This is a genomic window from Azospirillum baldaniorum (assembly GCF_003119195.2).
GTDB lineage: Bacteria > Pseudomonadota > Alphaproteobacteria > Azospirillales > Azospirillaceae > Azospirillum > Azospirillum baldaniorum.
In genome coordinates, this window is sequence record NZ_CP022262.1 from 82,501 (window position 1) to 108,925 (window position 26,425).

The following is a 26,425-nucleotide window of genomic DNA, read 5'->3' on the forward strand; positions in this document are numbered from 1 at the left end:
CGTGGGAGCCGGGTTATAGGCGCCTCGGCCAAACCCGGCAAGGCCTTTTTTCATCGACCCGCATTTTTTCTGAAACGCCAGCGTCACAATGAACCATTGGTCACAGACAGGGCCATTCAGGATTTGAGGGAAATGTGCAATCTTGCCGTCCCGGTCACCCACCGGTCATCCGATCGATCGTCACAACAGGTGGACGGCACTGTGCGTTTCAGAAAATCGCTCCTGACGGCGGCCCTTCTGTCCGGCCTTCTCGCGGCGTGCGCCAGCGATCCGTCATCCTCCTCCCGCGACACCAACATCGACGCCCATATATCGGAGGCTTCGCGCCGCTTCGGCATGCCGGAGCAGTGGATTCGCGAGGTCATCCGCCAGGAGAGCGGCGGGCGCACCATGATGAACGGGCGCCCCATCACCAGCCATGCCGGCGCCATGGGCTTGATGCAGGTGATGCCGGTGACCTATGCGGAGATGCGCCGCAAGCACGGGCTGGGGTCCGACCCCTACCACCCACGGGATAACATCCTGGCGGGCACCGCCTATCTCAGGGAGATGTATGACCTGTTCGGGTCGCCGGGCTTCCTCGGCGCCTACAATTGCGGACCGGGCTGCTACGCCGACTATCTGGCCGGCAACCGCCGCCTGCCCGGCGAGACGCGGCGCTACATCGCGTCGGTGTCGCCACGCCTGGAGGGTGGCGCCACCGGCGGCACGGTGGAGGTCGCCAGCCTGCCCGCCACGCAGCCTCCGCCCATTTCCGCCGCTCCGGCCCCAGTGGTGCCGGTGACTCCGGTGCCGGCTCCGCCGGTCGCTCCCCTGCCCCCGCCGGTCATCGCTGCCACGCCGCTGCCGGTGAAGGTCGCCGCCGCGGGCGGCTGGACCGTCCAGCTCGGCGCCTTCCGGTCGCCCGACGACAGCGCCCGCATCATCGACCGGGCGCGCCGCTCCATGCCGGGCACGCTGAGCCGCACGGAGCGGGTGGTGCAGACGGTGGACACGCAGAACGGGCCGCTCTACCGCGCCCGGCTGACCGGCCTGACGCAACAGGATGCGGCGCAGAGCTGTGCCGGCCTGACGGGCATGGGCATGGCTTGCTTCGTGGTGCCCCCGGGCGCGTAAGCGCCCGGTATTCCAATAACAAGCGCGTGAGCGCCCGGTATTCCAATGACAAGCGCGTGAGCGCCCGGTATTCCAATGACAAGCGCGTGAGCGCCCGGTATTCCAATGACAAGCGCGTGAGCGCCCGGCATCACCAAGCTGGACGCGGGATCAGATGTCGAGCGGCAGGGAGTCGAGGTCCAGGCCGAGGCGGCGGACGATCTCCGCCGCCGTGTTCAGGTTGGTCTCGAACTTCCAGGTCTGGCCGTTGGGACGGTATTCGTTGACGTTGGGGCGCCCGTTCGCGAAGCGGTAGGGCTGCACGCTGTACCAGCGGGCGTCGCTCATGCCGATCCCCTGCTCAGCGGCGTAGGATTCGGCAACCTGCGGCCACATGATGCCGCCGGGCTGGGTGGGCTGGTCGCTGTCCAGGAAAGCGACGATGCGGGCGCCATTCAGTTCGAAGTCCACGCGCTGTTTCACACCACCGCCGGTGGAATTGTCGGGGACGGACGCAGCCGAATTCTGCGGCACTGTTACCTTTTCCATGACCTATAGCTCCGATTTGTCTGACAGCGTATAGGCAGTGGCGCACAGGAACCAGAGGCAAAATGCTCCCATGGGCTCGTCCGCTTGCAAAAGCGGCGGCCGGGTCCCGCGGAAGGTGCCGAGGCGGCGATGCACACGGCTTTCGTCATAACCTGCGATCGAAGAATTACCGCGTGCGGGCCATCGTTGGGGATTCCCACGGACGGTGCGATGCGCTAGATTCGGTTTTGGTTTTGTTCGCAGCCACCATCCCTGGTCAGAATGGCCCGCCTCATCGACCGTCCCGCCGAACATCAGGACCGTTCCATCGCCCCCAGCCCTGCCGCTCCGCGGTGCGAGCATTGCGGGCGTCCGCACGGCCATACGTTGCGCTGCCTGCCGGACGGCCGCTGGCTGTCGCCCGACGGGATCTGGTTCAGCGACGAAGGCGACCCGGCCCCCTGGCCGGACGTGGTCGAGTATGCCGGGGTCCGGACCTCGCGCAGCATCGTCGGACAATACCGCCGCGCCGCGGCGATCGAACGGTCCGCCGAGAAGGCGATGGCCGAGAAGGCGATGGAACGGCGGTGGCTGTGCCGGCGTTGTCATATGGTCACCGCGCGCGACGAGCATCGGCGCGTCACCCGGACCCGGTCCCTGATGCGCCTCGCGCTCGGCGACCTGTTCGAGGGAACCTACACCATCTGAAGGGCTGCTCGGCCCTTCCGGGGAAAGAAAGCCAGACATTCCATGCAGAACGGACATTCGACGCGCCGCGGGGCCGAGCCGCGGCGTACGGTGGGGGACTCCGCTTCGCGCCCCGCGAGGCCGGTCGATCCGGTCGTGATGGCTCTGAACCTGCTGAACGGTTCCCGCACCCGGGCGGCGCTTCTGAAGGCCGTGGAGGAACGGGTGAAGACGGATGCGGAGGAGCGCCGCCGCTTCGCCGCCGCCGCCGGACGGGTGCAGGGCGCCACGGGCGAGCAGGCGCTGACCCAGGCGGTCGGCAATTACCTGCGCGACCTGTCGCGCCTTCCCGAAGCCGGGCGCAGCGGGCCCTATCTGTGGCTGGCCGAGACGGTCGCCATCCTGGCCGGCGGCGGGCGTCCGGGGCAGCCGGCCAGCCTCTTCCGCGACCCGCGGGCCGAGGCGGAAGCGCTGTTCCGCCCGCGCGGAGCGGTCTCGGCGTAACGGCGGCGCTGGAAAACGGGAGAAGCCCGGCGCCGGAGATTCTCCGATGCCGGGCGATTTCTCAACGGACCACGCGTGATCAGGCGATCGTGCCGTCGAACAGGGCCGGCTCGATGGCGTGCATCTTCGCCGTGTTCACCGCCCAGTCGTCGGTCATGATGCCGCCGGTGTCTCCCGAGCCGGGGCTCCAGGCCCAGTAGGTGAAGCTGACGCCCTGGTCGCCCGCCGCCAGATCGGACTTGCCGTCGCCGTTGTAGTCGCCGTCCATGTACTTGACCATGGCGTCAAGCCACTGCTTGTCCTGGCTGGTCTCCAGCTTGGTCCCGAACTCGCCGACCAGGACCGGCGCGATGTCCTTCTGGACGATCCAGCCCCAGGCGTCCGTCCAGATGTCCTTCATGTTGTTCGGATAGCTGGGGTCGTTGAACCAGCCGAAGCCGGCCATCGACGGCGGGTAGTCGTGGACGGAATAGACCAGCTTGTTGTCGATGTTGAAGTCGACCGGGTCGGTCTTCACGCCGTCCAGGTTGCCGCCCCACCAGTAGGTGCCCTCGGACGAGTTCTCGACGCCCTCGACGATCAGCAGCCAGTTCGGGTTGACCGACTGCACGGCGTTGCCGATGCGCTCCGCCGCGGCCTTCCAGTCGGTGGCCTGATTGCCGTCGCCCCAGGTGGCTTGGCCGTGCGGCTCGTTGTGCAGATCGGCGGCGACGACCGACGGGTTGTCGGCGTAGCGCTGGGCCAGCATCTTCCAGTTCTCGATCATCTTCGATTCCGGATACTGGCTGGTGTACCAGAGCCCGTTCTCGTTGGCCGAGGCGCCGTCACCGGAGCGGTGGTGGTCGAGGATGATCTTCATGCCGGTCTGATCGGCGTAGTCGATGATCTTGTCGAACACCTCGAGGCTGGTCTTGCCCTGAAGCTCCGGGTTCTTCGAATAGTCGATGCCGGTCGGCATGCGGCCGCTGTCCAGCATGGCGTCCGACCAGGGCAGGCGGATGGTGTTGAACCCCTGGTCCTGCATCTGGTTCATGATGTTCTTGTAGCTGTCCTGCCACAAGCCCTGCGGGGCGAAGGCATAACCCTCCGCGCCGAACCAGTTGACGCCGGTCAGCTTCACGTTGTTGCCGGCGCTGTCCACGATCTGGCTGCCCTCGGTGTGCAGGTAGCCGCCGCTGGACCCGGTGCCGCTGTCGGTGGAGGGGGTGGTCACCGGGGCGGTCGGCGTGGTCGGGGGCGTGCTCGGGGTCGTGGAGGGCGCGGAAGCGGAGGCGGAGGTGAACAGGCCCTTGTCCGCCTCCACCACCAGCGTGCCGTTCCACCACAGGTCGGCCTGCCCCTTGATGACGTCCTTGCCGTCGAGCGCGCCCTTGTCGTAGCTGACCGCGGAGTCGGTCGGGGCGTATTCGTGGCCGTTGATGGTCACACTGCCGACATGCAGGTTGCGGTCCTGGCCGTTCACCGTGGCGTCGTTGTCGTACTGGACCTGGACCTTGTGCGCCTGATCGGCGGCCAGATCGGTCTTGAAGGAGAAGTCCTTGGACTCGGTGCCGGCCGTGCCCTCGCCGATCTTCTTGCCGTCCGCCAGCACCGTGAAGTGCGCGTTCTGGCCCGCCGCGGCGGTGCCGCGGGCGTTGATGGTGATGGTCGAGGAGCCGGTGGCGGCGGAGGCGTCGCTGCCGCCCGTGGCTACGCTGTCGGCTTCCGGCGCGGCGGGGGTGCTGCCGGAAGTGGCCGTATCGGGCGTGGCACCGTAGAGCGACGCCGGGGTGGAGAAGCTCAGCGCCCCGTTCCACCACAGGCCTTCCTGGCCGGCCATGGTCCCGCCGGCATCGTCGTGCCGCTCGTAGCTCGCGTCGGTCGGGCTCAGCGTGTGGCCGTTGATGACGATGGACTTGATGCCCAGGTCGCGGTTCGACCCGGCGTTCACATCGTCGTTGTCATAAACAACCTGGACTTTGTGTGCCTGAGCAGAGGAAACGTCAACGTCGAATGTATAGGCTTTCGGCTCGGCCGAGCCCACCGACGCCTGACCAACATCCTTGCCGTCGATCATCAGACGAAAGTGAGGATTCACAGCGTCCGAAGAGGTGCCATAGGCATTCACGACGATTTTGGACTTGGTCAAACCAGTGGAGGTCGTCGCCATTTGTCTATTCCATTGCGGTTTCGATGGCTAGACCGTGGCTCCAGATGGTTAATGAGATACTAACAATTCCTTTAAAATGAATTAACCATTTGTGGCAAATAGGAGCGGCTGGCCGCAGGCATTGCCTGATGCGGCGGCGCAACAGCAGGCCAGCCCTGGGTTTGCGGGGGACGCGCCGGGGACACCGCCGCCGCCCTCGCGCAGGACCGTTCGGCACCCGTGCCCCAGTCTGGTCACAGGCGTGAGGCCAACCGGTTCACATCCGGGATGCCCCCATCGTCCCGGTGTGGACAGCGTGGTGCGAGCCGGCGCGGAGTCCGCCCTTCCGAAGTGTCAACCCGTGGGCGAAGCCGCGCGTGCTACACTGTGCGCCACGACGGATGGTGGATGATGACGGGCATGAGGATGGTGGCGGCGCTTTGGACGGCGGCTTTGGCGACAGGCCTGGCAACCGCGCTTGCCGGCGCGCCGGCTCAGGCGTCTCCTGTCCCCGCCATGGGGCAGAGCGTGTCGCTGGTGACCACCAGCGGGTCAGCCACTTTCAAGCTGTGCCGCAACTGGGTCTTCACCCACACCTGCCGCGAGTACGGCAACGTGCCGGTGCCGGCGCGCATCGCGGCGGGCGATTCGTTTGAAATCACCTTCGGCAGCAATCCGAAGACGATGTGGTTCCGGGTCAAGGCCGTCCTGCTTCAGGACGGGCGCTGCCTGCTGATCCCCAAGCACGAAGACATGCCCGCCAAGGGCGAGGACGAGCCGGTGGACATGCTGATCGTGGACCCCTGCCGCGTCCTGCGGTAAAGGCGCGCCCGGTCGCGGGCCGCCTTCCGCAGGACAAGGCGCTCAGCGCAGCGGGATGTTCATCTGGACGCTGAGGCCCGGGGCGGGCGCGTAATAGACCGGCGGCGGCGGTGCGTAGACCACGCGCGGGGCCGGGGCGTAATAGACGGGCGGCGAACGGCGCATCACCACGACCGGCGGAGGCGGTTCGTAAATCACCACGGGGCCGTGGTCGCGGTGGTGATGCTTGTGCTTGTGCTTGCGCCAATGCTTGTGATCGTCGGCCATGGCCGGAGCGGCCATCGCGACGGTCAGCACCAGGCTTCCCAGCACCACGCTCCAGCCACGCTTGCCAACGCCACCTTCGCCTGAATGGCCCGCGCCTGAGTGGACGGACATTCCCTGCATCCTTTTTTCTGCGATCGGTTGCCCCGATCCTAACAGCAGATCGTGCGCCCAAGCTCTGGCTCCAACCATCCGCCCTGGGACAAATTTCGGGCACCCCCTATTCCCCGAAGGTGGTGCCCCCCGGCGGAAATGACGGGTCGAAAACCGAACGAACGTCAGAGGTTGCGGCCATTCGATTTGGTGTTCGCAGGCGCCGAAACTGTGTCACACTGTCGCATGGTGAATGGCATCGGGAGCGTCCGTATGGAAAGCCGCCGCAACCAGCCGCAACGTCACATCGTTCTCGCCTCGCACCCGACCGGCGGCGCCAAGCCGCGCTACACCCCGGTCCACTGGGGCGCCCCCACCGCCGCGGAGCGCGGGCCGGTCGTCGCCTCCCTCTCCGATCCGGCGCAACGCAACGCCATTGGCGCCCACGCCGGCAGCTACGCGGTCTACCGGGCGCTCGCCGTCGCGGCGGGGCAGCTCAGCGCCTATCACGTGCCGGACCTGACCAACACCGCCCCGGCGGAGCCCATCGGCCCGCACCCGCAATGGGGCGACCCGGAGACGATCGTCTCCATCGATCCCTTCGGCCACATGGTCAGCGAGGCCTTCGGCGATCATCTGGCGCGCGGCGTCGACGTGCGCCCGACCATCGCCGTGACCAAGGCGCGCATCAAGATGCCGGAGCTGGTGGACGCCATGCGGGCCGGGCGGCTGGCGGCGGACGGCCAGATCCTGCTGCCCAGCGGCGACGCCCGCGTGACCAAGGTCGCCATCGAGCCGGTGTGGTTCCTCCCCGGCATCGCCAAGCGCTTCGGCATCACCGAGAGCGCGCTGCGCCGCGGCCTGTTCGAGCACACCGGCAGCATGTTCCCGGAGCTGGTGACCCGCCCCGACCTGAAGGTCTTCCTGCCGCCGATCAACGGGCTGACCGTCTACATCCTGGGCGACGTGGCGGCGCTGACCGACCCGGCGCGCAAGGTCGCCTGCCGGGTCCATGACGAGTGCAACGGGTCGGACGTCTTCGGCTCCGACATCTGCACCTGCCGCCCCTACCTGACCCACGGCGTCGAGGAGTGCATCCGCACCGCCCAGGAGAACGGCGCCGGCCTGGTCATCTACAACCGCAAGGAGGGGCGCGCGCTCGGCGAGGTGACCAAGTTCCTGGTCTACAACGCGCGCAAGCGCCAGCCCGGTGGCGACCGCGCGGAAGCCTATTTCGAGCGGACGGAATGCGTGGCCGGCGTCCAGGACATGCGCTTCCAGGAGCTGATGCCCGACGTCTTCCACTGGCTGGGCGTCACCCGCATCGACCGCATGGTGTCGATGAGCAACATGAAGTCCGACGCCATCCGCCGCGCCGGCATTGAGATCGTCGAGCAGATCCCGATCCCGGAGGAGCTGATCCCCGACGACGCCAAGGTGGAGATGGACGCCAAGAAGGCCGCCGGCTACTTCACCCCCGCCGTGCCAACCGCGGAGGAACTGACCGTCGCCAAGGGCCGGGGGCTGACCGATTGAGCGCCGTCAGCGATGATGACGTGGGGTGGCTGCTCTCCGCCGACGCGGTGCGCCAGCGCGCCCACGCGATCCTGGCGAAGGCCGAGCGCGGCGACCTCGCCCATTTCGCGTTTCACCCGGACCGGCTGGGTGACGCCGCCGCCCTGGTCGCCGCGGTGACGCGGGAGTCCTACCCGGACCTCGACGTTCCCTACCACAGCCGCTGGCGGCACTTCGTGGTGAACGGCGACGACCGCTGGGCCACGCTCGCCGCCGGGCTGAGGCCGGACGCCGACGAGATCGCGCGCATCCGCTTCGACCTCGCGGTGACCAGCGTTCTGCTCGACGCCGGGGCGGGCGACCGCTGGCGCTACCACGACGCCGCGGGGGTGGAACTGGCCCGCTCCGAAGGGTTGGCCATCGCCAGCTTCGACCTGTTCCGCTCCGGCGGCTTCGCCGACGATCCGGTCCACGCCCCTCTGCGCGCCGACGCGGCGGCCCTGTCCGCCATGACCGAGACGGCGCTCGCCCGCGGCTTCCAGGCCGGGCCGGACAACCCGCTGGTCGGGCTGGAGGGGCGCGCCGCCCTGCTGCGCCGTCTGGGAAGCGCGCTGACCGCCGCACCTGACCTGTTCGGCACGCCGGGGCGGGTCGGCGCCCTCTACGACGCGCTGAAGGCGCAGGCCGTGGACGGGACGCTTCCCGCCTCCGCCATCCTCGACGCGGTGCTGCGCGGGCTGGGGCCGATCTGGCCGGGCCGGATCGAGCGCGGCGGTGTCAATCTCGGTGACAGCTGGAGCCATTCGGCGGTCGGCCTCGTCCCCTTCCACAAGCTGTCGCAATGGCTCAGCTACTCGCTGGTCGAACCGCTGGAGGGGGCCGGCATCGCCGTCACCGGGCTGGACCGGCTGACCGGCCTGCCGGAATACCGCAATGGCGGGCTGCTGGTGGACAGCGGCGTTCTGGTGCCCAAGGACCCGCGCCTTCTCACCGACGAGCTGGAGGTGGGGGACGAGGCGGTGGTGGAGTGGCGCGCCCTGACCGTCGCCCTGCTCGACCGCCTCGCCGACGAGGTGCGCGCCCGTCTGGGCGTGCCCGCGGAGAGCTTCCCGCTCGCCAAGGTTCTCCAGGGCGGCACCTGGACCGCCGGACGCCGGATCGCCCGCGAGCGCCGCCCCGGCGGTGGCCCGCCGATCCGCATCCGCAGCGACGGAACCGTCTTCTGATGTGACGCCAACCACCCGAAGGGTCGCCCATGCCCATTCCGACACTCACCGTCATCGACCACCCTCTGGTCCAGCACAAGCTGACCCTTCTGCGGCGGCGGGAGACCCCCACCGCCCGGTTCCACGAGGTGATGCGGGAGGTGTCGCAGCTGATGGGCTATGAGCTGACGCGCGACCTTCCCCTGGAGGACCGCCCGGTGGAAACGCCGCTGGCCAGTTTCGACGCGCCGCTGCTGACCGGCAAGAAGCTGTGCCTCGTCTCCATCCTGCGGGCCGGGCAAGGGCTGCTCGACGGCATGCGCACGCTGCTGCCGTCGGCCCGCATCGGGCACATCGGCCTCTACCGCGACCAGGAGACGCTGACCCCCGTCGAGTATTTCTTCAAAGTGCCGGAGGACATCGAGGAGCGGATGGTCATCCTGGTCGATCCCATGCTCGCCACCGGCCACACGGCGGTCGCGGCGGTGCACCGGCTGAAGGACGCGGGGGCCGCCGCCATCAAGCTGGCGGTGCTAGTGGCCGCCCCGGAGGGCCTGCGCACCTTCCACGACGCGCACCCCGACGTGCCGGTCTTCACCGCCGCGGTGGACGAGCGGCTGGACGAGAACGGCTACATCCTGCCCGGCCTGGGCGACGCGGGCGACCGGCTTTACGGCACCCGCTGAGAATCGTTGCCGCCCATTTGGTCACATGCCACCCTGCCGACCCGTGAGAGCCGCAGCAGGGCTGACGCGCACGGAATGGCATTGCCGTTGCAACGCCTCTGCTGCACATCTGTGCCGAAACAGCAAAGCAGACGGAGGGGGTTGTAAAATGGGGAATCTGTTGGGCGTGGCGCGGCGCGCCGTCCTGTGCGGTGCTGCGGCGGTCGCCGTAGCGGCGATGGCTCTGCCCGCCTGGGCCCAGTCGAAGGTCAAGGTCGCCGGCATCTACACCGTGCCGATCGAGCAGCAGTGGGTCAGCCGCATCCACACCGCCCTGAAGGCCGCCGAGGCCCGTGGCGAGATCGAGTATGTCTGGGCCGAGTCGGTCGCCAACACCGATTATGAGCGCGTGATGCGCCAGTACGCCGAGGGCGGCCAGCAGCTCGTCTTCGGCGAGGTCTTCGGCGTCGAGCGCGCGGCCCGCGCCGTCGCGAAGGACTATCCCAAGACCGCCTTCGTCATGGGCTCCAGCTTCAAGCCGCAGGAGCCGAATTTCTCGGTCTTCGACAACTACATCCAGGAGCCGGCCTATCTGACCGGCATGATCGCGGGTGCGGTGTCCAAGTCGAACGTCATCGGCATGGTCGGCGGCTACCCGATCCCGGAGGTGAACCGCCTGATGAACGCCTTCATGGAGGGCGCCAAGGAGGTGAACCCGAACGTGAAGTTCATGGTCAGCTTCATCGGCTCCTGGTTCGACCCGCCGAAGGCCAAGGAAGCCGCCTTCGCGATGATCGACCGCGGCGCCGACGTGATGTACGCCGAGCGCTTCGGCGTGTCCGACGCCGCCAAGGAGCGCAAGGTCCTGGCCATCGGCAACGTCATCAACACCCAGCCGCAGTATCCGGAGACCGTGGTCGCCAGCGCGCTGTGGCACATGGAGCCGTCGGTCGACCGCGCCATCGCCGCGGTGAAGGCCGGCAGCTACAAGGCCGAGGATTACGGCCCCTACAGCCAGATGGTCCACAAGGGCTCCAGCCTCGCCCCGCTCGGCACCTTCGAGGGCAAGGTGCCCGCCGATGTGGTGGCCAAGGTGAAGGCCCGCGAGCAGGAGATCCTCGACGGCAAGTTCACCGTGAAGGTGAACGACAACGAGCCCAAGTCGACGATGTGATCCACATTTCCTTCTCCCTCCTGTGAGGGAGGCCATCGAACCCTCTCCCCTCTGGGGAGAGGGTGGCCCGAAGGGCCGGTGAGGGGGTTGCGCTTTTGCCGGACGTGCCGAGACGCGCAACCCCCTCACCCTAACCCTCTCCCCGGAGGGGAGAGGGAATATGTTTCTTGCCTCCCCGGCACCCCGCGGACATCCATGACATCACCCCCCATCGTCCTCCGCCTCTCCGGCATCACGAAGCGGTTCGGGCCGCTCGTCGCCAACGACTCGATCTCGCTGACGCTCCACAAGGGCGAGGTGCTGGCCCTGCTGGGCGAGAACGGCGCCGGCAAGACGACTCTGATGAACATCCTGTTCGGCCATTACGTGGCCGACGAGGGCAGCATTGAGGCGTTCGGCCAGCCGCTTCCCCCCGGTTCCCCCCGCGCGGCGCTGGCCGCCGGGATCGGCATGGTCCACCAGCACTTCACGCTCGCCGACAACCTGTCGGTGCTCGACAACATCGCCGTGGGCACGGAATCGCTGTGGCGCCCGCGCTCCGACCGCGCCGCCGCCAAGGCCAAGCTGCTCGACCTCGCCCGCCGCTTCGGTCTGGAGGTGCGGCCCGACGCGCTGGTCGGCGACCTGTCGGTGGGCGAGCGGCAGCGGGCCGAGATCCTGAAGGCGCTCTACCGCGACGCCCGCGTCCTGATCCTGGACGAGCCGACCGCGGTGCTGACCCCGCAGGAATCCGCCAGCCTGTTCGACACGCTGCGCCGCCTGACCGCCGACGGTCTGGCGGTGGTCTTCATCAGCCACAAGATGAACGAGGTCTTCGCGGCCAGCGACACCGTCGCCGTGCTGCGCGGCGGGCGCCTCGTCGCCACCCGCAAGACCGCCGAGACCGACCGCGAGGAGCTGGCCGAGCTGATGGTCGGCCGCGCTTTGAAGCCGCCCACCCCGACCCCGCTGGAGCCGGGCGAGCCGGTGCTGACGCTGTCCGGCGTCACCGTCGCCTCCGGCCACGGGCGCCCGCTGCTCGACGGCGTGGACCTGACCGTGCGCCGCCGCCAGATCGTCGGCATCGCCGGTGTGTCGGGCAACGGGCAGACCGCGCTGGCCGAGCTGATCAGCGGCCTGATCCACCCCGACTCCGGCACCATGACGCTGAAGGGCGAGGCCATTGGCAACGCGGAACCGGCGGAGATGGTCCGGCGCGGCGTCGCCCGCATCCCGGAGGACCGCCACGCCGCCGGCCTCGTTGGCGCCATGGCGGTGTGGGAGAACCTGATCGCCGAGCGCTACCACGACCCCGCCTTCCAGCGCTTCGGCCTGATCCGCCGGGGGGCCGCCCGCGCCTACGCCGAGGAGGTGATCGCGGCGTTCGACGTGCGCTGTCCGGGGCCGGACGCCCGCACGCAGCTGCTGTCCGGCGGCAACATGCAGAAGCTGATCCTCGGCCGCACGCTGGCCCACGGGCCGGACCTGATCCTGGCGAGCCAGCCGACCCGCGGCCTCGACGTGGGCGCGGTGTCCTACGTCCATGGCCGGCTGCTGGAGGCCCGCGCCGCCGGGGCCGGGGTGCTGGTGATCTCCGAGGATCTGGACGAGATCCTGGCGCTGGCCGACGGCATCACCGTCGCCTATCACGGGCGCCTCACCCCCGTTCTGCCCCACGGCCGCGTGTCGGTCCGCCAGCTCGGCCTGCTGATGGCCGGACACTGGGAGATTTTGCCGGAGATCGTAGGGGAGGGCATCGCATGAACGGAGTCCTTTCTTTGGGTGCCCCCTCCCTAACCCTCCCCCGCTTCGCAGGGGAGGGGACGGACGCCGCTTCGCATATTCTCCCTCCCCTGCGCAAGCGGGGGAGGGTCGGGGTGGGGGCAAGGTCAGCGCCCAAGCACCTCCACGGGGAAAACGAACAAGGAAAAAACCATGCGGCTTGAACCGCGAGAGCATACCCCGCTGGCCGCCCGCCTGCTGGCGCCCGTGGCGGCGGTGGTGGCGGCGCTGGCGCTCTGCGCGCTGCTGGTCGCCTGGACCGGCGCGCCGGTGCTGCGCGCCTACGGCCTGCTGCTGGAGGGAGCCGCCGGCTCCCGCTTCGCCCTAACCGAGACGCTGACCCGCGCCACCCCGCTGATCCTCACCGGCCTCGCCGCCGCCGTCGCCTTCCGCGCCAAGCTGTGGAACATCGGGGCGGAGGGGCAGCTCTACATGGGCGCGCTCGCCGCCGTCGTGCTGGGCGGCGGGATGCTGGATCTGCCGGCCTGGCTGCTGCTGCCCACGGTGATGATCGCCGGGGCCGCCGCCGGTGGCGCCACGCTGCTCGGCCCCGCCGTGCTGAAGGTGCGCTTCGGCGTGGACGAGGTGGTGACCACGCTGCTGCTGAACTTCATCGTCCTGCTGCTCGTCTCCATGCTGCTGGAGGGCGCGCTGAAGGACCCCATGGGCATGGGCTGGCCGCAGTCCGCCCCCGTCGTTGAGGCGGCGGAGCTGCCCAAGCTGGTGGAGCGCACGCGGCTGCACACCGGCCTGCTGGTCGCGCTGGGCCTGTCGGCCCTGCTCTGGCTGATCGATACCCGGACCATCTGGGGCTACGAGAACCGGGCGGTCGGCGCCAACCCGCGCGCCGCGGCCTTCGCCGGCATGCCGGTGACCCGCGTCATGCTGCGCACCGCCCTGCTGTCCGGCGGGCTGGCTGGGCTGGCCGGGGTGATCGAGGTCTGCGGGCTCAAGGGCTACCTGACGCTCGACCTGTCGCCGGGCTTCGGCTACAGCGGCATCGTCGTCGCCATGCTGGCGCAGCTTCACCCGGTGGGCGTGGTCGGGGCGGCGGTCTTCATCGCCGGCATCTTCGTCGGCGCCGACGCCATGAGCCGCGCCATGCCGGTGCCCAACTACATCGCCGACGTGCTCGTCGCCACCAGCCTGCTGTGCATGCTGGTCGCCGGGCTGCTGACGCGCTACCGGCTGCGGCGGGGGTGAGCGCCATGGAGATGTTCCAAACGATCCTCGACATCCTGGTCTCCGCCGCCTTCTGGACGGCGGTGCTGCGCATCGCCACCCCCTACATCCTGGGCACGCTGGGCGAGCTGCTGTGCGAGCGGGCGGGCGTGCTGAACCTCGGCATCGAGGGCATCATGACGATGGGCGCCATGGCCGGCTGGATGGCCGTCTACCAGGGGGCCGACCTGTGGACCGGCGTTCTGGTGGCGGCACTCTGCGGCGGGCTGATGGGTCTGCTGCACGCCACCCTGACGGTGCCGCTGGGCCTGTCGCAGCATGTGGCGGGCATCGGCGTGACGCTGCTCGGCACCAGCCTGTCCTACTTCGTCTACCGCCTCGTCCTGCCGCAGGCGAGCACCCCGCCGACCATCGAGCCGTTCCAGCCGCTGGACCTGCCCGGCGCTCTGGCCCAGACGCCGATGACCTACATGGCGCTGATGCTGGTGGCCGTGGTCGCCTACGTCCTCTACCGCACGCCGGTCGGTCTGGCGGTGCGCATGGTCGGCGAGAATCCGGCGGCGGCGGAGGCCCAGGGCTTGAGCGTCACCGCGGTGCGCATCGGCGCGGTGGTGGCGGGAAGCGCGCTGATGGCGCTGGCCGGGGCCTTCCTCACCCTGTCGGCCTTCAACGCCTTCTTCTTCAACATGGTCAACGGGCGTGGCTGGATCTGCATCGCGCTGGTCGTCTTCGCCTCCTGGCGACCCGGCAAGGCGCTTCTGGGCGCGGTGCTGTTCGCCGCCTTCGACGCGCTGCAATTGCGGCTTCAGCAGGTGGCGGGGGGCGTCCTGCCCTACCAGCTGTTCCTGATGATGCCCTATCTGTTGAGCATCCTGGCGCTGGTGCTGGTAGCGCGCCGCGCCTCCTACCCGCGGGCGCTGATGATCCCGTACCGCAAAGGAGAACGCTGATGTTCGATCTGATCCTGCGCCGCGCCACGCTGCCCGACGGCCGCACCGGCATGGACATCGGCGTCCGCGACGGCCGCATCGCCGCGGTGGAGAAGGACCTGCCCGGTCCCGCCGGGGAGGAGATCGACGCGACGGGCCGGCTGGTCACGCCGCCCTTTGTCGATTCGCACTTCCACATGGATTCCACGCTCAGCTACGGCTTGCCGCGGGTCAACCGCTCCGGCACGCTGCTGGAGGGCATCGCGCTGTGGGGCGAGCTGAAGCCGCAGCTCGTCCAGGACGCCATCGTCGAGCGGGCGCTGGCCTATTGCGACTGGGCGGTGGCGCGCGGCCTGCTGGCGATCCGCAGCCATGTGGACATCTGCGACCCGCGCCTGCTGGCCGTGGAATCGCTGCTGGAGGTCAAGCGGCGGGTCGCCCCCTACCTCGACCTGCAGCTGGTCGCCTTCCCGCAGGACGGCGTCCTGCGCGCGCCCGGCGCGGTGGACCTGCTGAAGCGCGCACTCGACATGGGCGTGGACGTGGTCGGCGGCATCCCGCATTTCGAGCGGACGATGGCCGACGGCGCCGCCTCCGTGAAGCTGCTCTGCGAGATCGCGGCGGAGCGCGGGCTGCTGGTCGACATGCATTGCGACGAGTCGGACGACCCGCTGTCCCGCCATGTCGAGACGCTGGCCTACGAGACGCAGCGGCTGGGGATGCAGGGCCGGGTGACCGGCTCGCACCTCACCTCCATGCATTCCATGGACAACTACTACGTTTCCAAGCTGATCCCGCTGATGGTCGAGGCGAACCTCGGCGTCATCGCCAACCCGCTCATCAACATCACGCTCCAGGGCCGCCACGACACCTATCCCAAGCGCCGGGGCATGACCCGGGTGCCGGAGCTGATGGGCGCCGGCCTGACCGTGGCGCTGGGTCACGACTGCGTGATGGACCCCTGGTACCCGCTCGGCTCCGGCGACATGCTGGAGGTCGCGCACATGGGCCTGCATGTCGGGCAGATGACCGGCTATGACGGGATGCTCGCCTGCTTCCGCGCGGTGACCGAGGCGCCGGCCAAGCTGCTGCACCTCGACGGCTACGGGCTGGAGGTGGGCTGCCACGCCGATCTGGTGGTGCTCCAGGCCGCCGACCCGGTGGAGGCGATCCGCACCCGCGCCACCCGCCTGTTCGTCCTGCGCCGCGGCGCTGTGGTCAGCCGCTGCGCCCCGGTGGAGGCCCAGCTTTCCCTGCCGGGCCGCCCGGAGTCGGTGTCCTTCACCCTGCCCACCGCGCGGGCGCGGTAACGCCCAGCAATCCCTCCCCCTTCCATCCAAGAAGGGGGAGGGATTGCTGATCACGCCCCGCGGATCATGCTTTGTGGACACCGGCGATGAAGCGGTCGATTTCGCGCGCCAGTTCCTTGGACTGACCGGCCACCCCGGCGGCGGCGGCGAGGAGCTGGTCGGCGGCGGCGCCCGTATCGCCCGCCCCGGCCCGGATCTCGCCCATGCCGCCGCTGACCTCGCGGGCGCCGTCGGCGGCCTGCAGGACACTGCGGGCGATGTCGCGGGTGGCGGCGGACTGCTGGTCCACCGCCGCCGCGATGCCGGACGCGATGCGGCTGACCTGGGCGATGGTCTGGCTGATGCCCCGCACCGCCTCCACCGCCTCGCCCGTCGCGTCGCGGATGCCCTTGATCTGGCCGACGATGTCCTCGGTCGCGCGGGCGGTCTGGTTGGCCAGGCTCTTGACCTCTCCGGCGACCACCGCGAAGCCCTTTCCGGCCTCGCCCGCACGGGCCGCCTCGATGGTGGCGTTGAGCGCCAGCAGGTTGGTCTGGCCGGCGATGTCGTTGATCAGGCCGACGACGGCGCCGATCCGCTCCGCGCTGTCGGCCAGCACGACGACGGCCGAGTCGGCGCGCTTCACGTCGGCCACTGCCGCCTCGGCGATGCGGGCGGACTCGCCCACCTGCTGCCCGATCTCCTCCACCGAGGCCGACAGCTCCTCGGTCGCGGCGGCGGCGGTCTGCACGTTGTCCGCGGCGGAATGGGCGGAGAGCGTCATCCGCTCCGACCGGCCATGGGTCTGCTCGGCGATGCCGGTGAGGGCGCGGGCGGTGGATTCGAGCTGCTGCGCCGCCGAGGCCAGCGCCCCGGTCAGGCCGCCCGCCCGCTCCTCGAACCCGCGCTGCAGGTCGAGCAGGGTGGCGGTCCGCGCCTCCCTGGCGCGCCATTCCGCCTCCTGCTGGTGGCCCAGGTCGCGGGCCTGCACCAGCCCCTGCTTGAACACCCCGACCGCGCGGGCCATGGCGCCCGCCTCGTCCTTGCGGTCGGCGCCGGGGATGGCGGCGGCCAGATCGCCGGCGGCCAGCCGGTCCATGGTGACGGTCAGCCCGGCGATCGGCCGGGCGATGCCGTCGCCCACCCGCCACGCCACCAGACCGCCGAGAAGGATGCAGCCCACCCCGACCAGGACGGTCAGCAGGGTCAGCCGGTTGGCGTCGGCCATCACGCTGGCCTGCGGCGCGGCGACCAGGAACGACCACGCGCCGTCGGCGCCGGTGAAGCGCACCGGCGACAGGCGCAGGTAATAGGGGGCACCGCCGAGCGTGACGACGCCGTCATAGGCCCGCCCCTCGGCGATGGCGCGGCGCGCCTCCTCCGGCAGGTCGTCGGCGGGATGGGACAGGCGGCTGGCGTCGGGATGGGCCACATAGACCCCGGCGCCGGTGAGCACCGCCGCGTGGCCGTCGCCATAGGGCTTCACCCGGCGGACCAGATCGGTCAGTCCGCTCAGCGTCAGGTCGACGCCGGCGACGCCGATCACCCGGTCGCCGTCCTTCACCGGCGCTGCGGCGCTGGTCATCAGCGTCTTGGTCAGATCGTCCAGATAGGGTTCGGTCAGCACCGGCTTCCCGGCCGCGGCGGCGGCCCGGTAATACTCCTTCTCCTTCACATCGGAGAAGGGATAGCCCTCGCTGTCGTCGGCCTTCGGGCCGGGCAGCCACAGCAGGCTCATCCGCCCGGTGCCGGGCAGCCCCAGGATCTCGCCGGCGCGGTCCAGCCCGGCGGCTTCGCGGTCGCGCCCGTCGAACCCGTCGTCGGCCATGTCCACCCACACCCCGGCGTAGAGCGGGCCGACCGCCATCAGGCGGTTGAGATAGCGGTTGACCGTCTCCCGGCGCGGGGCGCCGGTGGAGCGCTCCACCTCCACCAGCGCGGCGGCGGAGCGGGCGTCAGCCAGGGCGGCGGAGATGTCGGCGGCCACCCGCGCGCCGTGATGGTCAGCGGTTTCGGCCACCAGGGTCGTGACCGCCCGCTCCGCGGCGTCGCGCGACAGGAACAGGGAAACCGAGGTGACCGCCGCCGCTCCCACGGCCAGGACAGCGGTCATGCCGATGATGATCTTGGTTCTGAAACGCCCCGTCATGCCCCTACCCTGTTCGAGCCGCCGCCCCGGATCAGAGGCGGTCGGCCATCTTGGCACACCGAAAACCGAACGGCCATATCTGCCGGCTACGGATCATCCGCCGGCTCAACGGTGGCGAGCGCCCGCCGGCCCCCCCATCCGCCGAGGACGAGGCGGGTGCCGGTTTTATACCGGAGGCTTCATGGCGGAGCCCTGGTGCCGGATCGGACCGGGATGCGCGCATCGGGCCGCCCCCTCTCCCATTCTCCGGCATTTGCCGCGAAAGGTCCGAAGCGCGATTAGTTCGCCTAACGCACAAAAGAGCTTGCCAGGCATTTCGCATCTGGTATACGGTATCTCACATCCCATCGCGCTTCGGAAACGAAGTGCAAAACCAACGGCGCGGGCGTGTTTTGAAGAAAACATGACGGTGCCGGAAGGTTTCGGGTCCGGTGTCGGAGCGAATGCTTTCATGAGCGCAACAGTCGATTTCGCACAGCTGGTCATGGCCGCCGGGGACGCGATCGTCGTGTCCGACGCGCAGGGCGCCATCACTCTGTGGAATCCGGCGGCCGAGCGGATGTTCGGCTTCGCGGAAGGCGAAGCGCTGGGGCAATCGCTCGACATCATCATCCCGGAACGCCAGCGCCAGCGCCATTGGGACGGCTACGCCAACACCATGCGCACGGGCCAGACGCGCTACGGCAGCGATGTGCTGCGCGTCCCGGCCCTGCACAAGGACGGGCATGCCCTGTCCATCGCCTTCACGGTCGCCCTGCTGACCGCGCCGGACGGCACGGTGACCGGAATCGTCGCCATCATCCGCGACGAGAGCAGCCGCTGGGCCGAGGAGCGCAAGCTCCGCCGACGCCTGTCGGAGTTGGAGTCCGCAAGCCAGTAACCCACAACCCATCCCGCCAGTTTGTCCGTGTTGTCCAGTGCTCAACAACGGCATCGCAATAAGTGAGAGGGAGTAAACGAGCCATGAGCAAGCCGCTCGAAGGAATCAAGATCATCGACTTCACCCACGTTCAGGCTGGCCCCGCCTGCACGCAGCTCCTCGCCTGGTACGGCGCGGACGTCATCAAGGTGGAGCGGCCGGGTTCCGGCGACGTCACCCGCAACCAGCTCCGTGACATTCCCGAAGCGGACGCGCTCTACTTCACGATGCTGAACAGCAACAAGCGCTCGCTGACGCTGGACACCAAGACCCCGCAGGGCAAGGAAATCCTTGAGAAGCTGATCAAGGAGTCCGACGTCCTCGTGGAGAACTTCGGGCCGGGCGCGCTCGACCGCATGGGCTTCACCTGGGAGCGCATCAACGAGCTGAACCCGGGCATGATCGTCGCCTCGGTGAAGGGCTTCAGCGACGGCCACCATTACGAGGACCTGAAGGTCTACGAGAACGTCGCCCAGTGCGCCGGCGGTGCGGCGTCGACCACCGGTTTCTGGGACGGCCCGCCGACCGTCAGCGCCGCCGCCCTCGGCGACAGCAACACCGGCATGCACCTCGCCATCGGCATCCTGACCGCCCTCATGGGCCGTTCGAAGACCGGCAAGGGCCAGAAGGTCGCCGTGTCGATGCAGGACTCGGTCATCAACCTCTGCCGCGTCAAGCTGCGCGACCAGCAGCGTCTCGACCGCGTCGGCTACCTGGAAGAGTACCCGCAGTACCCGCACGGCGAGTTCTCCGACGTGGTTCCGCGTGGCGGCAACGCCGGCGGCGGCGGTCAGCCGGGCTGGGTCCTGAAGTGCAAGGGCGCCGAGACCGATCCGAACGCCTACATCTACTTCACCATCCAGGGCCACGCCTGGGCGCCGATTTGTAAGGCTCTCGGCAAGCCGGAGTGGATCGACGATCCGGCTTACAACACCGCCCAGGCCCGTCAGGACAAGATCTTCGACATCTTTGCCTTCATCGAGGGCTGGCTGGCCGACAAGACGAAGTACGAGGCGGTCGACATCCTGCGCAAGTTCGACATCCCGTGCGCCCCGGTGCTGACCATGAAGGAAATCGCCGAATGCCCGTCGCTCCGCAAGAGCGGCACGATCGTCGAGGTCGACCACAAGGCCCGCGGCAAGTACCTGACCGTCGGCAGCCCGATCAAGTTCTCCGACATGACCGTCGAAGTGACCGGATCGCCGCTGCTCGGCGAGCACTCCGACGAGGTGCTGGCCAGCCTCGGCTACACCCCGCAGCAGATCGCCGAGTTGCACGCCAACAAGGTTGTCTGATCGCTTTTCGACAGTCTGACGGCACACCTCGCGAAGACGGCGCTCCGAAAGGGGCGCCGTTTTTTCTTTGTGCGGGTTCGGGATTTTTGCCGGGCAACAGGGGCTTCACGGATTGCACGGATTCAAACACGGATGACACGGATTTTCCCTGGCGTGTCCAGCCATCACTGACCGGGAAGCACGCGCCGCGCACGAATAGGTGTAGCGGCCCGAGATCATCTCGGATATGGTTGTACCATGCAACTATGTTGAGCCCTAAAGTGACCACACAGTCTGCCACCATCGAACAGATCCGCTCGGCCTCCCGTCGACTTGTCCGCGAACTCGGGTTCATGGGGGGCACTTTCGCCAGTACGGAGCTGCCCCCATCGGCGGTCCACGCCTTGATCGAGATCGATGCCTGTCCAGGCATCACGGCGCGTCGGCTCGGAGATGTCCTCCGTCTGGAAAAATCCAGCATCAGCCGCATGCTCCAGAAGCTCGTCCAATCAGGAGACGTGCTGGAGCAGGTGGATATGGACGACAGCCGCAGCAAGAGACTGACCCTGAGCGCAGCGGGGCGGCAGCGCGTGGCCACGATCCACACCTTCGCCACCAAGCAGGTGTCAGAGGCGTTGGAGCGCCTGGATCCCGGGGAGGGGCGAGTGGTTGCCACAGGACTGCGGCTCTATGCCGACGCCCTGGCCTCCCGCGTCGATCACAGCGTGCGCCCGGGGATCAGGATCGTCTGCGGATATCGGCAGGGCATCGTCGCGCGGATCACCCAGATGCACGTAAGCTATTATGCAAGGACCGCCAACTTCGGGCAGCGGTTCGAGTCGGTTGTGGCCGCCGGATTGGCCGCCTTCTGTGATCGCCTTGAGAACCCACGAAACGCGATATGGTCGGCCATCCGGGAAGGGAACATAGTCGGCTCCATCGCGATCGACGGGGAGGATATGGGAGAGGGCATCGCACATCTGCGCTGGTTCATCATCGATGACGGCGTGCGCGGCGGCGGGGTTGGGCGTCGGTTGCTGTCGGAGGCTCTTGCCTTCGTGGATGCACAGGGTTTCACGGAAACCCATCTGTGGACCTTCAGCGGTCTCTCGGCCGCCCGTCATCTCTACGAGGCGCACGGCTTCACTTGCATCGAGGAGCACCTCGGCTCGCAGTGGGGGGGAGAGGTTCTGGAGCAGCGCTTCGTCAGGCTACGGCCCCCTGCGACAAACCCTGGGCCCTGATTGGGGCCGTTGCCCCCGAGAATCCCGAACCTTACCGCAGCCACTCCCTCACTTCGCGGATGCGCTGGTTGCCCTCCGGCGTGCGGGCGTAGGCCTTGCCGTACTGGGTCTCGTACTCGCGCACGAAGCCCTGGCGCAGCAGCCCGTCCAGCACCGGGCGGACGATGGCCGGCTTCAGGTTCGCGGCCTTGGTGATCGTCAGGAACGAGGCCGGCAGAGCCGTCACCTCCGGCCCCGGCGTGGCGCGCAGGGTGTTGAGCGAAGTCCAGTCGACGGAGGTTGGTGAAATCATCGGCTACCCTCGATGCGGCGCGCTGTTGACTCTCTCTCGATACGACCTCAACTTCACTTGAGGTCAAGAGGTTCCGAACCCCAGGGGAGGCCCGGCGATGGCGATTCTCGATCCCGCCGACATGGACAAGGACCTTTCCGTGGGCGAGGTCGCGGAACGCTCCGGTGTGGCAGTGTCCACCATCCACTTCTACGAATCAAAGGGGCTGATCGCGAGCTGGCGGAGCAGCGGCAACCAGCGCCGCTTCCCCCGCGACGTGCTCCGGCGCATCGCCGTCATCAAGGTGGCCCAGCGCCTGGGCGTCCCGCTGGCCACCATCGCGCAGGCGCTGAAGACCCTGCCGGACGGCCGCACCCCCACCGCAGAGGACTGGAAACGCTTGTCCGCGGCCTGGAAAGCGGACCTGGACGAGCGCATCGCCGTGCTCACCAAGCTGCGCGACGGGCTGGAGGGGTGCATCGGCTGCGGCTGCCTGTCGCTCGGCGAATGCCCGCTGCGCAATCCCTGGGACGAGCTGTCGGAGGACGGGCCCGGCCCGCGCCTGCTCGATCCGCGGTGACATCCGCGCTGTTTTGCCGCACCGCAGCATGGCCTCCTCATCCGGCTCCGCCTCGGCAATAAAAAGGCCGTGCTGTTTCCAGCACGGCCAGTATCCGAGAGGCTCGCATATAATGCGGAGCAACAACCCGCCCGATACAAAGGGTGATGAACCCTGTGTAAGAAGAATGATGCCCGAGTCTTCGTCTGGACGCAACAAGGAATCTTAAGTTTCCACATTGCGGAAACAAAGTGTTTTGCCAAAAAAAAGACCGCGCCGTTGCGGGCGCGGTCAGTCTCTTCAGGGCAGCACTACGTGACAGGAAGGAAAACCGGGGTAACAGCCGCCCCAACCCAATCCGAAGGATTTGCGGATCGGGGCGGATCGCGCCTCCCGGCCGGCGCGAATTCGAATTCCGTATGGGTGTTCCGGATCAGGCCCCCGGATCAGGCCCAAGGATCAGGTGGGGAAACGCCCGCCGATCTCGGCGGTCACCGCCGCGGCGGTGCGCTTGACCATCTCGCCGAAGGCCACGACGCGGGCGTCGTCCAGGCGCCGGTTGGTGCTGGACAGCGACAGGGCACCGATGACGCGGGCCTGCTCGTCGTAGATTGCCGCGGCGACGCAGTGCAAGCCGCTGACCCGCTCCTCCTGGTCCACGGCGTAGCCGCGGTCGCGCGTCAGGATCAGCTCCCGGTGCAGGGCCGGGATCGACGACACGGTGGTCCGGGTGAACTGGCGCATGCCGCGCTGGGTCACGATGCTCTGCACCCGCGTGTCGGGCATGCCGGCGAGCAGCGCCTTGCCCACCGCGGAACAGTGCAGCAGCGTGCGGTCGGTGACGGGCAGCGCCGCCTGGGCAACGCGCGGGCCGCCGACCCGGTGCAGATAGATGGCCTCGCCGTTCTCCTCGACGGCCAGATTGACGACCTCGCTGGTCTCCTCCATCAGCCGGCGCATCCGCGGGCGGGCGACGTCGAGCAGGCTGCGCGTCTTCAGGAAGCCGGTGCCGGTCATGTAGGCCTGCACCCCGACCGCCCAGCCGCGCTTTCCCTGGTCGAAGCGCACGTAACGCTCCTCCTGCAGGGTGGTCAGCAGACGGTGCGCCGTGGAGGGCGAGAGATGCGCCGCTTCGGCCACCGCGGTCAGGCTCATCGGGCTGTCCGACTGGCCGAGGATGGTCATGATGCTCAGTGCCCGCGACAGCGACTGCACGAGATTGCCCTTCGCCGCACGGTCCACGGTTTCCGCGCGGCCTTCGGCCCGCGGGGCCGGGGGTGCCATCATCAGCGCTTGCGTCTTCATCGCTCCATCCCTCTCGAAATCGTCCGGCGCTGTTGCATCGCGCCGTTGTCGTCCTCGGGTGTGGCGGCCCCCGGTTCTCCCTTGCGGGGAGCGGGGGCCGCCGGTTGGCTATGCCGCCGGCTCGATGCGGGCCGCGGCGAACTTGAACTCGGGAATTTTCCCGTAGGGGTCCAGCTTCGGGTTGGTCAGCACGTTGGCCGCCGCCTCGGCGTAGCAGAAGGGCACGAACACCAGCCCGGACGGGACGTTGTAGTCCGACCGCGCCTTCAGCTCGATGGTGCCGCGCCGGGTGGTGACCTTCATGCGGTCGCCGCCCTTGGCGCCCATCCGCCGCAGGTCCGCCGGGCTCATGTAGGCCACCGCCTCCGGCTCCAGATCGTCGAGAACCTGGGCGCGCCGGGTCATCGACCCGGTGTGCCAATGCTCCAGCTGGCGCCCGGTGGTCAGGACCATCGGGAACTCGGCGTCCGGCTCCTCGGCCGGCGGGATCACGTCGGCGGGGACCAGACGCCCGCGGCCGGTGGCCGTGGGGAAGCCGTCGCCGAACACGATCTCCTGACCCGGATCATCCGCGGACAGGCTGGGGTAGGTCACCGAGCGCTCGCGCTCCAGCCGCTCCCAGGTGATGTTGTCGAGCGACGGCATCGCCCCCTTCATCTCCCGGAACACATCGCGCGGATGCTCGTAGTTCCAGTCCAGACCCAGGCCGCGGGCCATGGCGTTGACGATCCACAGATCCTGCCGGGCCTCGCCCGGAGGCGGCAGGGCCTGCCGGCCGAGCTGGACCTGGCGGTTGGTGTTGGTCACCGTCCCGGTCTTCTCCGGCCAGGCCGAGGCGGGCAGAACCACGTCGGCGTACTTGGCCGTCTCGGTCAGGAACAGGTCCTGCACCACCAGATGGTCGAGCTTGGCGAGCGCGTCGCGGGCGTGCTCCACGTCCGGGTCGGACATGGCCGGATTCTCGCCCATCACGTACATGCCGTTCAGCGAGCCGGCGTGGATCGCGTCCATGATCTCGACGACGGTCAGGCCGCGCTTGGAGTCGAGCTTGGTGTCCCAGAAATCCTCGTAGAAGGCGTGGACCTCGGGATCGTCCACCGGACGGTAATCCGGGAACATCATCGGGATCAGACCGGCGTCGGAGGCGCCCTGGACGTTGTTCTGGCCGCGCAGCGGGTGCAGGCCGGTGCCGGGACGCCCGATCTGGCCGGTGACCAGCGACAGGGCGATCAGGCAGCGCACGTTGTCGGTCCCGTGGGTGTGCTGCGACACGCCCATGCCCCAGAAGATGATCGAGCCCTTGGAGGTGGCGTAGAGGCGCGCGACCTCGCGGAGTTGCTCCGCCGGGATGCCGCAGACCGGCTCCATGGCCTCCGGGGTGAAGCTGGCGATGTGGGCGCGCAGCTCCTCGAAGTCCTGGGTGTGCTCGGCCACGTACTGCGCGTCGTACAGCCCCTCGCTGATGATGACGTTCAGCATGGCGTTCAGCATGGGCACGTCGCGGCCCGGCTTGAACTGGAGCATGTGGCTGGCGTGGCGCTTCAGCACCTGGCCGCGCGGGTCCATGATAACCAGCTTGGCGCCCCGCTTGGCCGCGTTCTTGAAGAAGGTCGCGGCGACCGGGTGGTTCTCCGTCGGGTTGGAGCCGATGACGACGATCACCTCGGCGTCCTTGGCCGCCATGAAGGGAGCCGTCACCGCGCCCGACCCGATGCCCTCGATCAGCGCCGCCACCGAGGAGGCGTGGCACAGGCGGGTGCAATGGTCGACGTTGTTGGTGCCGAAGCCGACGCGCACCAGCTTCTGGAACAGGTAGGCCTCCTCGTTGGAGCCCTTGGCCGAACCGAAACCGGCGAGCGCCGAGCCGCCCCGCTCGTCGCGGATCTTGCGCAGGCCGGCGGTGGCGACCTCAAGGGCCTCCTCCCAGCTTGCCTCGCGGAAGTGGGTCAGCGGGTTGAGCGGGTCGATGTCCACGTCGTGCTTGGACACGCCCTCCTTGCGGATCAGCGGCTTGGTCAGGCGGTGCGGGTGGTGGATGTAGTCGAAGCCGAAGCGGCCCTTGACGCACAGCCGGTTCTTGTTGGCGGGACCGTCGCGGCCCGTCACCGACAGCAGCTTCTCGTCCTTGATGTTGTAGGTCAGCTGGCAGCCGACGCCGCAATAGGGGCAGACGCTGTCGACCTGGCGGTCCGGGGCGGCGGCGAAGACGCCGCTGTTCAGGTCCACCTGGGTCTTCGGCATCAGCGCGCCGGTCGGGCAGGCCTGGACGCACTCGCCGCAGGCGACGCAGGTGCTGTCGCCCATCGGGTCGGCGAAGTCGAAGACGATCGTCTCCTTGTGGCCGCGCAGCGCCATGCCGATGACGTCGTTGACCTGGACCTCGCGGCAGGCGCGGACGCACAGGTTGCACTGGATGCAGGCGTCGAGCTGCACCGCCATGGCCGGGTGGCTGAAGTCGGGCTTCGGCGCGCATTCCCGGCTGGGGAAGCGGCTGTCCGAGACCTCCAGGCGGTCGGCCCAGCGCCAGAACTTGCTGTCCGGGTCGTGGGCCTCCTCCCGCTTCGGCTGGTCGGCGACCAGCATCTCGATGACCATCTTGCGGGCGAACTTGGCGTTCTCGCTGGCCGAGCGGACGCGCATGCCCGGCGTCGGGTGACGCACGCAGGAGGCCGACATGGCGCGCTCGCCATCGATCTCGACCATGCAGGCCCGGCAGTTGCCATCCGCGCGGTAGCCCGGCTCGTCAGCGTAGCAGAGATGCGGGATCTCGGTGCCCAGGCGGTTGGCGACCTGCCAGATGGTCTCGCCGGCGTGGGCTTCGACGAGCTCGTCGTCGAGGTGGAACAGGATGCGGTCGCTCATA

General features: G+C 68.7%; 23 protein-coding genes. 16 read left to right on the forward strand and 7 right to left on the reverse strand.

All coding sequences use genetic code 11. From position 1 onward, the window contains the following. Positions 1-201 precede the first annotated feature (201 nt). Complete coding sequence (locus tag Sp245p_RS31760) at positions 202-1,116, forward strand: lytic transglycosylase domain-containing protein (protein ID WP_014200082.1); 915 nt, start codon at positions 202-204, stop codon at positions 1,114-1,116. A gap of 150 nt (positions 1,117-1,266) precedes the next feature. On the opposite strand, the gene Sp245p_RS31765 is transcribed toward Sp245p_RS31760, so the two are convergent. Then, on the reverse strand, positions 1,267-1,644 hold the full coding sequence (locus Sp245p_RS31765; RefSeq protein ID WP_014200083.1) for a hypothetical protein: 378 nt from the start codon (positions 1,642-1,644) through the stop codon (positions 1,267-1,269). A gap of 261 nt (positions 1,645-1,905) precedes the next feature. Here Sp245p_RS31765 and Sp245p_RS31770 point away from each other — a divergent pair, with 261 nt between their 5' ends. Further along, positions 1,906-2,331, forward strand: a complete 426-nt coding sequence (locus Sp245p_RS31770) for a hypothetical protein (protein WP_014200085.1) — start codon at positions 1,906-1,908, stop codon at positions 2,329-2,331. 138 nt (positions 2,332-2,469) lie between these two features. Beyond that, complete coding sequence (locus Sp245p_RS31775) at positions 2,470-2,814, forward strand: hypothetical protein (protein ID WP_145708423.1); 345 nt, start codon at positions 2,470-2,472, stop codon at positions 2,812-2,814. 79 nt (positions 2,815-2,893) lie between these two features. On the opposite strand, the gene Sp245p_RS31780 is transcribed toward Sp245p_RS31775, so the two are convergent. Further along, positions 2,894-4,963 (reverse strand): cellulase family glycosylhydrolase, encoded by a 2,070-nt coding sequence (locus Sp245p_RS31780; protein WP_014200087.1) that lies wholly within the window; start codon positions 4,961-4,963, stop codon positions 2,894-2,896. A 432-nt stretch (positions 4,964-5,395) separates the two neighbouring features. Between Sp245p_RS31780 and Sp245p_RS31785 the strand changes: the two genes are divergently transcribed. Continuing rightward, positions 5,396-5,764 (forward strand): hypothetical protein, encoded by a 369-nt coding sequence (locus tag Sp245p_RS31785; protein ID WP_211114929.1) that lies wholly within the window; start codon positions 5,396-5,398, stop codon positions 5,762-5,764. A gap of 42 nt (positions 5,765-5,806) precedes the next feature. Here the strand turns inward: Sp245p_RS31785 and Sp245p_RS31790 are convergent, their stop codons facing one another. Next, positions 5,807-6,142 carry a hypothetical protein gene (locus Sp245p_RS31790; RefSeq protein ID WP_014200089.1) on the reverse strand — a complete coding sequence of 112 codons (336 nt, stop codon included), beginning with the start codon at positions 6,140-6,142 and terminating at the stop codon, positions 5,807-5,809. Positions 6,143-6,394: 252 nt separating this feature from the next. Here Sp245p_RS31790 and Sp245p_RS31795 point away from each other — a divergent pair, with 252 nt between their 5' ends. The 8 genes from Sp245p_RS31795 to Sp245p_RS31830 all read left to right on the forward strand — a co-directional run bounded on the left by Sp245p_RS31795 (position 6,395) and on the right by Sp245p_RS31830 (position 15,862). Continuing rightward, the gene (locus Sp245p_RS31795; RefSeq protein WP_109139269.1) at positions 6,395-7,657 is read left to right on the forward strand and encodes a GTP cyclohydrolase II; all 1,263 of its coding nucleotides are present in this window, start codon (positions 6,395-6,397) and stop codon (positions 7,655-7,657) included. Continuing rightward, the gene (locus tag Sp245p_RS31800) at positions 7,654-8,862 is read left to right on the forward strand and encodes a URC4/urg3 family protein (RefSeq protein WP_109139270.1); all 1,209 of its coding nucleotides are present in this window, start codon (positions 7,654-7,656) and stop codon (positions 8,860-8,862) included. The genes Sp245p_RS31795 and Sp245p_RS31800 overlap by 4 nt, the downstream gene beginning before the upstream one ends. A gap of 29 nt (positions 8,863-8,891) precedes the next feature. Then, entirely contained in the window at positions 8,892-9,527 is a 636-nt protein-coding gene (gene upp, locus Sp245p_RS31805; RefSeq protein WP_109139271.1) for a uracil phosphoribosyltransferase, read from the forward strand. Between the two features lie 148 nt (positions 9,528-9,675). Continuing rightward, positions 9,676-10,680, forward strand: a complete 1,005-nt coding sequence (locus tag Sp245p_RS31810) for a BMP family protein (RefSeq protein ID WP_014200095.1) — start codon at positions 9,676-9,678, stop codon at positions 10,678-10,680. 195 nt (positions 10,681-10,875) lie between these two features. Next, on the forward strand, positions 10,876-12,423 hold the full coding sequence (locus tag Sp245p_RS31815) for an ABC transporter ATP-binding protein (RefSeq protein WP_014200096.1): 1,548 nt from the start codon (positions 10,876-10,878) through the stop codon (positions 12,421-12,423). A 171-nt stretch (positions 12,424-12,594) separates the two neighbouring features. Next, the gene (locus Sp245p_RS31820) at positions 12,595-13,644 is read left to right on the forward strand and encodes an ABC transporter permease (protein WP_014200097.1); all 1,050 of its coding nucleotides are present in this window, start codon (positions 12,595-12,597) and stop codon (positions 13,642-13,644) included. Between the two features lie 5 nt (positions 13,645-13,649). Further along, positions 13,650-14,573 (forward strand): ABC transporter permease, encoded by a 924-nt coding sequence (locus Sp245p_RS31825; RefSeq protein WP_082188317.1) that lies wholly within the window; start codon positions 13,650-13,652, stop codon positions 14,571-14,573. Next, positions 14,573-15,862, forward strand: a complete 1,290-nt coding sequence (locus Sp245p_RS31830; protein ID WP_014200099.1) for an amidohydrolase family protein — start codon at positions 14,573-14,575, stop codon at positions 15,860-15,862. The genes Sp245p_RS31825 and Sp245p_RS31830 overlap by 1 nt, the downstream gene beginning before the upstream one ends. A gap of 64 nt (positions 15,863-15,926) precedes the next feature. Here Sp245p_RS31830 and Sp245p_RS31835 read toward each other — a convergent pair whose 3' ends face one another. Further along, on the reverse strand, positions 15,927-17,990 hold the full coding sequence (locus tag Sp245p_RS31835) for a methyl-accepting chemotaxis protein (RefSeq protein WP_014200100.1): 2,064 nt from the start codon (positions 17,988-17,990) through the stop codon (positions 15,927-15,929). A 451-nt stretch (positions 17,991-18,441) separates the two neighbouring features. On the opposite strand from Sp245p_RS31835, the gene Sp245p_RS31840 reads away from it, so the two are divergent. The 3 genes from Sp245p_RS31840 to Sp245p_RS31850 all read left to right on the forward strand — a co-directional run bounded on the left by Sp245p_RS31840 (position 18,442) and on the right by Sp245p_RS31850 (position 21,427). After that, the gene (locus Sp245p_RS31840) at positions 18,442-18,870 is read left to right on the forward strand and encodes a PAS domain-containing protein (protein ID WP_014200102.1); all 429 of its coding nucleotides are present in this window, start codon (positions 18,442-18,444) and stop codon (positions 18,868-18,870) included. A gap of 83 nt (positions 18,871-18,953) precedes the next feature. Further along, entirely contained in the window at positions 18,954-20,204 is a 1,251-nt protein-coding gene (gene frc, locus Sp245p_RS31845) for a formyl-CoA transferase (RefSeq protein WP_014200103.1), read from the forward strand. A gap of 332 nt (positions 20,205-20,536) precedes the next feature. Beyond that, positions 20,537-21,427 (forward strand): bifunctional helix-turn-helix transcriptional regulator/GNAT family N-acetyltransferase, encoded by an 891-nt coding sequence (locus tag Sp245p_RS31850; protein ID WP_014200105.1) that lies wholly within the window; start codon positions 20,537-20,539, stop codon positions 21,425-21,427. 31 nt (positions 21,428-21,458) lie between these two features. Here the strand turns inward: Sp245p_RS31850 and Sp245p_RS31855 are convergent, their stop codons facing one another. Then, positions 21,459-21,719: a hypothetical protein gene (locus Sp245p_RS31855; RefSeq protein WP_014200106.1), complete on the reverse strand. Its 261-nt coding sequence runs from the start codon at positions 21,717-21,719 to the stop codon at positions 21,459-21,461. Positions 21,720-21,816: 97 nt separating this feature from the next. Here Sp245p_RS31855 and soxR point away from each other — a divergent pair, with 97 nt between their 5' ends. Further along, on the forward strand, positions 21,817-22,278 hold the full coding sequence (gene soxR / locus Sp245p_RS31860; protein WP_014200107.1) for a redox-sensitive transcriptional activator SoxR: 462 nt from the start codon (positions 21,817-21,819) through the stop codon (positions 22,276-22,278). Positions 22,279-22,716: 438 nt separating this feature from the next. Here the strand turns inward: soxR and Sp245p_RS31865 are convergent, their stop codons facing one another. After that, on the reverse strand, positions 22,717-23,562 hold the full coding sequence (locus Sp245p_RS31865) for an IclR family transcriptional regulator (RefSeq protein WP_014200109.1): 846 nt from the start codon (positions 23,560-23,562) through the stop codon (positions 22,717-22,719). A gap of 108 nt (positions 23,563-23,670) precedes the next feature. Further along, entirely contained in the window at positions 23,671-26,424 is a 2,754-nt protein-coding gene (fdhF, locus tag Sp245p_RS31870; RefSeq protein WP_109139272.1) for a formate dehydrogenase subunit alpha, read from the reverse strand. Between the last annotated feature and the right edge of the window lies 1 nt (position 26,425).

Bases quoted from the DNA above. Each gene is read 5' to 3' on its own strand.
- Sp245p_RS31765 (WP_014200083.1), bottom strand. From the start codon at position 1,644: ATGGAAAAGGTAACAGTGCCGCAGAATTCGGCTGCGTCCGTCCCCGAC.
- Sp245p_RS31770 (WP_014200085.1), top strand. From the start codon at position 1,906: ATGGCCCGCCTCATCGACCGTCCCGCCGAACATCAGGACCGTTCCATC.
- Sp245p_RS31775 (WP_145708423.1), top strand. From the start codon at position 2,470: ATGGCTCTGAACCTGCTGAACGGTTCCCGCACCCGGGCGGCGCTTCTG.
- Sp245p_RS31780 (WP_014200087.1), bottom strand. From the start codon at position 4,963: ATGGCGACGACCTCCACTGGTTTGACCAAGTCCAAAATCGTCGTGAAT.
- Sp245p_RS31790 (WP_014200089.1), bottom strand. From the start codon at position 6,142: ATGTCCGTCCACTCAGGCGCGGGCCATTCAGGCGAAGGTGGCGTTGGC.
- Sp245p_RS31795 (WP_109139269.1), top strand. From the start codon at position 6,395: ATGGAAAGCCGCCGCAACCAGCCGCAACGTCACATCGTTCTCGCCTCG.
- upp (WP_109139271.1), top strand. From the start codon at position 8,892: ATGCCCATTCCGACACTCACCGTCATCGACCACCCTCTGGTCCAGCAC.
- Sp245p_RS31810 (WP_014200095.1), top strand. From the start codon at position 9,676: ATGGGGAATCTGTTGGGCGTGGCGCGGCGCGCCGTCCTGTGCGGTGCT.
- Sp245p_RS31815 (WP_014200096.1), top strand. From the start codon at position 10,876: ATGACATCACCCCCCATCGTCCTCCGCCTCTCCGGCATCACGAAGCGG.
- Sp245p_RS31820 (WP_014200097.1), top strand. From the start codon at position 12,595: ATGCGGCTTGAACCGCGAGAGCATACCCCGCTGGCCGCCCGCCTGCTG.
- Sp245p_RS31825 (WP_082188317.1), top strand. From the start codon at position 13,650: ATGGAGATGTTCCAAACGATCCTCGACATCCTGGTCTCCGCCGCCTTC.
- Sp245p_RS31830 (WP_014200099.1), top strand. From the start codon at position 14,573: ATGTTCGATCTGATCCTGCGCCGCGCCACGCTGCCCGACGGCCGCACC.
- Sp245p_RS31835 (WP_014200100.1), bottom strand. From the start codon at position 17,990: ATGACGGGGCGTTTCAGAACCAAGATCATCATCGGCATGACCGCTGTC.
- Sp245p_RS31840 (WP_014200102.1), top strand. From the start codon at position 18,442: ATGAGCGCAACAGTCGATTTCGCACAGCTGGTCATGGCCGCCGGGGAC.
- frc (WP_014200103.1), top strand. From the start codon at position 18,954: ATGAGCAAGCCGCTCGAAGGAATCAAGATCATCGACTTCACCCACGTT.
- Sp245p_RS31850 (WP_014200105.1), top strand. From the start codon at position 20,537: ATGGGGGGCACTTTCGCCAGTACGGAGCTGCCCCCATCGGCGGTCCAC.
- Sp245p_RS31855 (WP_014200106.1), bottom strand. From the start codon at position 21,719: ATGATTTCACCAACCTCCGTCGACTGGACTTCGCTCAACACCCTGCGC.
- soxR (WP_014200107.1), top strand. From the start codon at position 21,817: ATGGCGATTCTCGATCCCGCCGACATGGACAAGGACCTTTCCGTGGGC.
- Sp245p_RS31865 (WP_014200109.1), bottom strand. From the start codon at position 23,562: ATGAAGACGCAAGCGCTGATGATGGCACCCCCGGCCCCGCGGGCCGAA.
- fdhF (WP_109139272.1), bottom strand. From the start codon at position 26,424: ATGAGCGACCGCATCCTGTTCCACCTCGACGACGAGCTCGTCGAAGCC.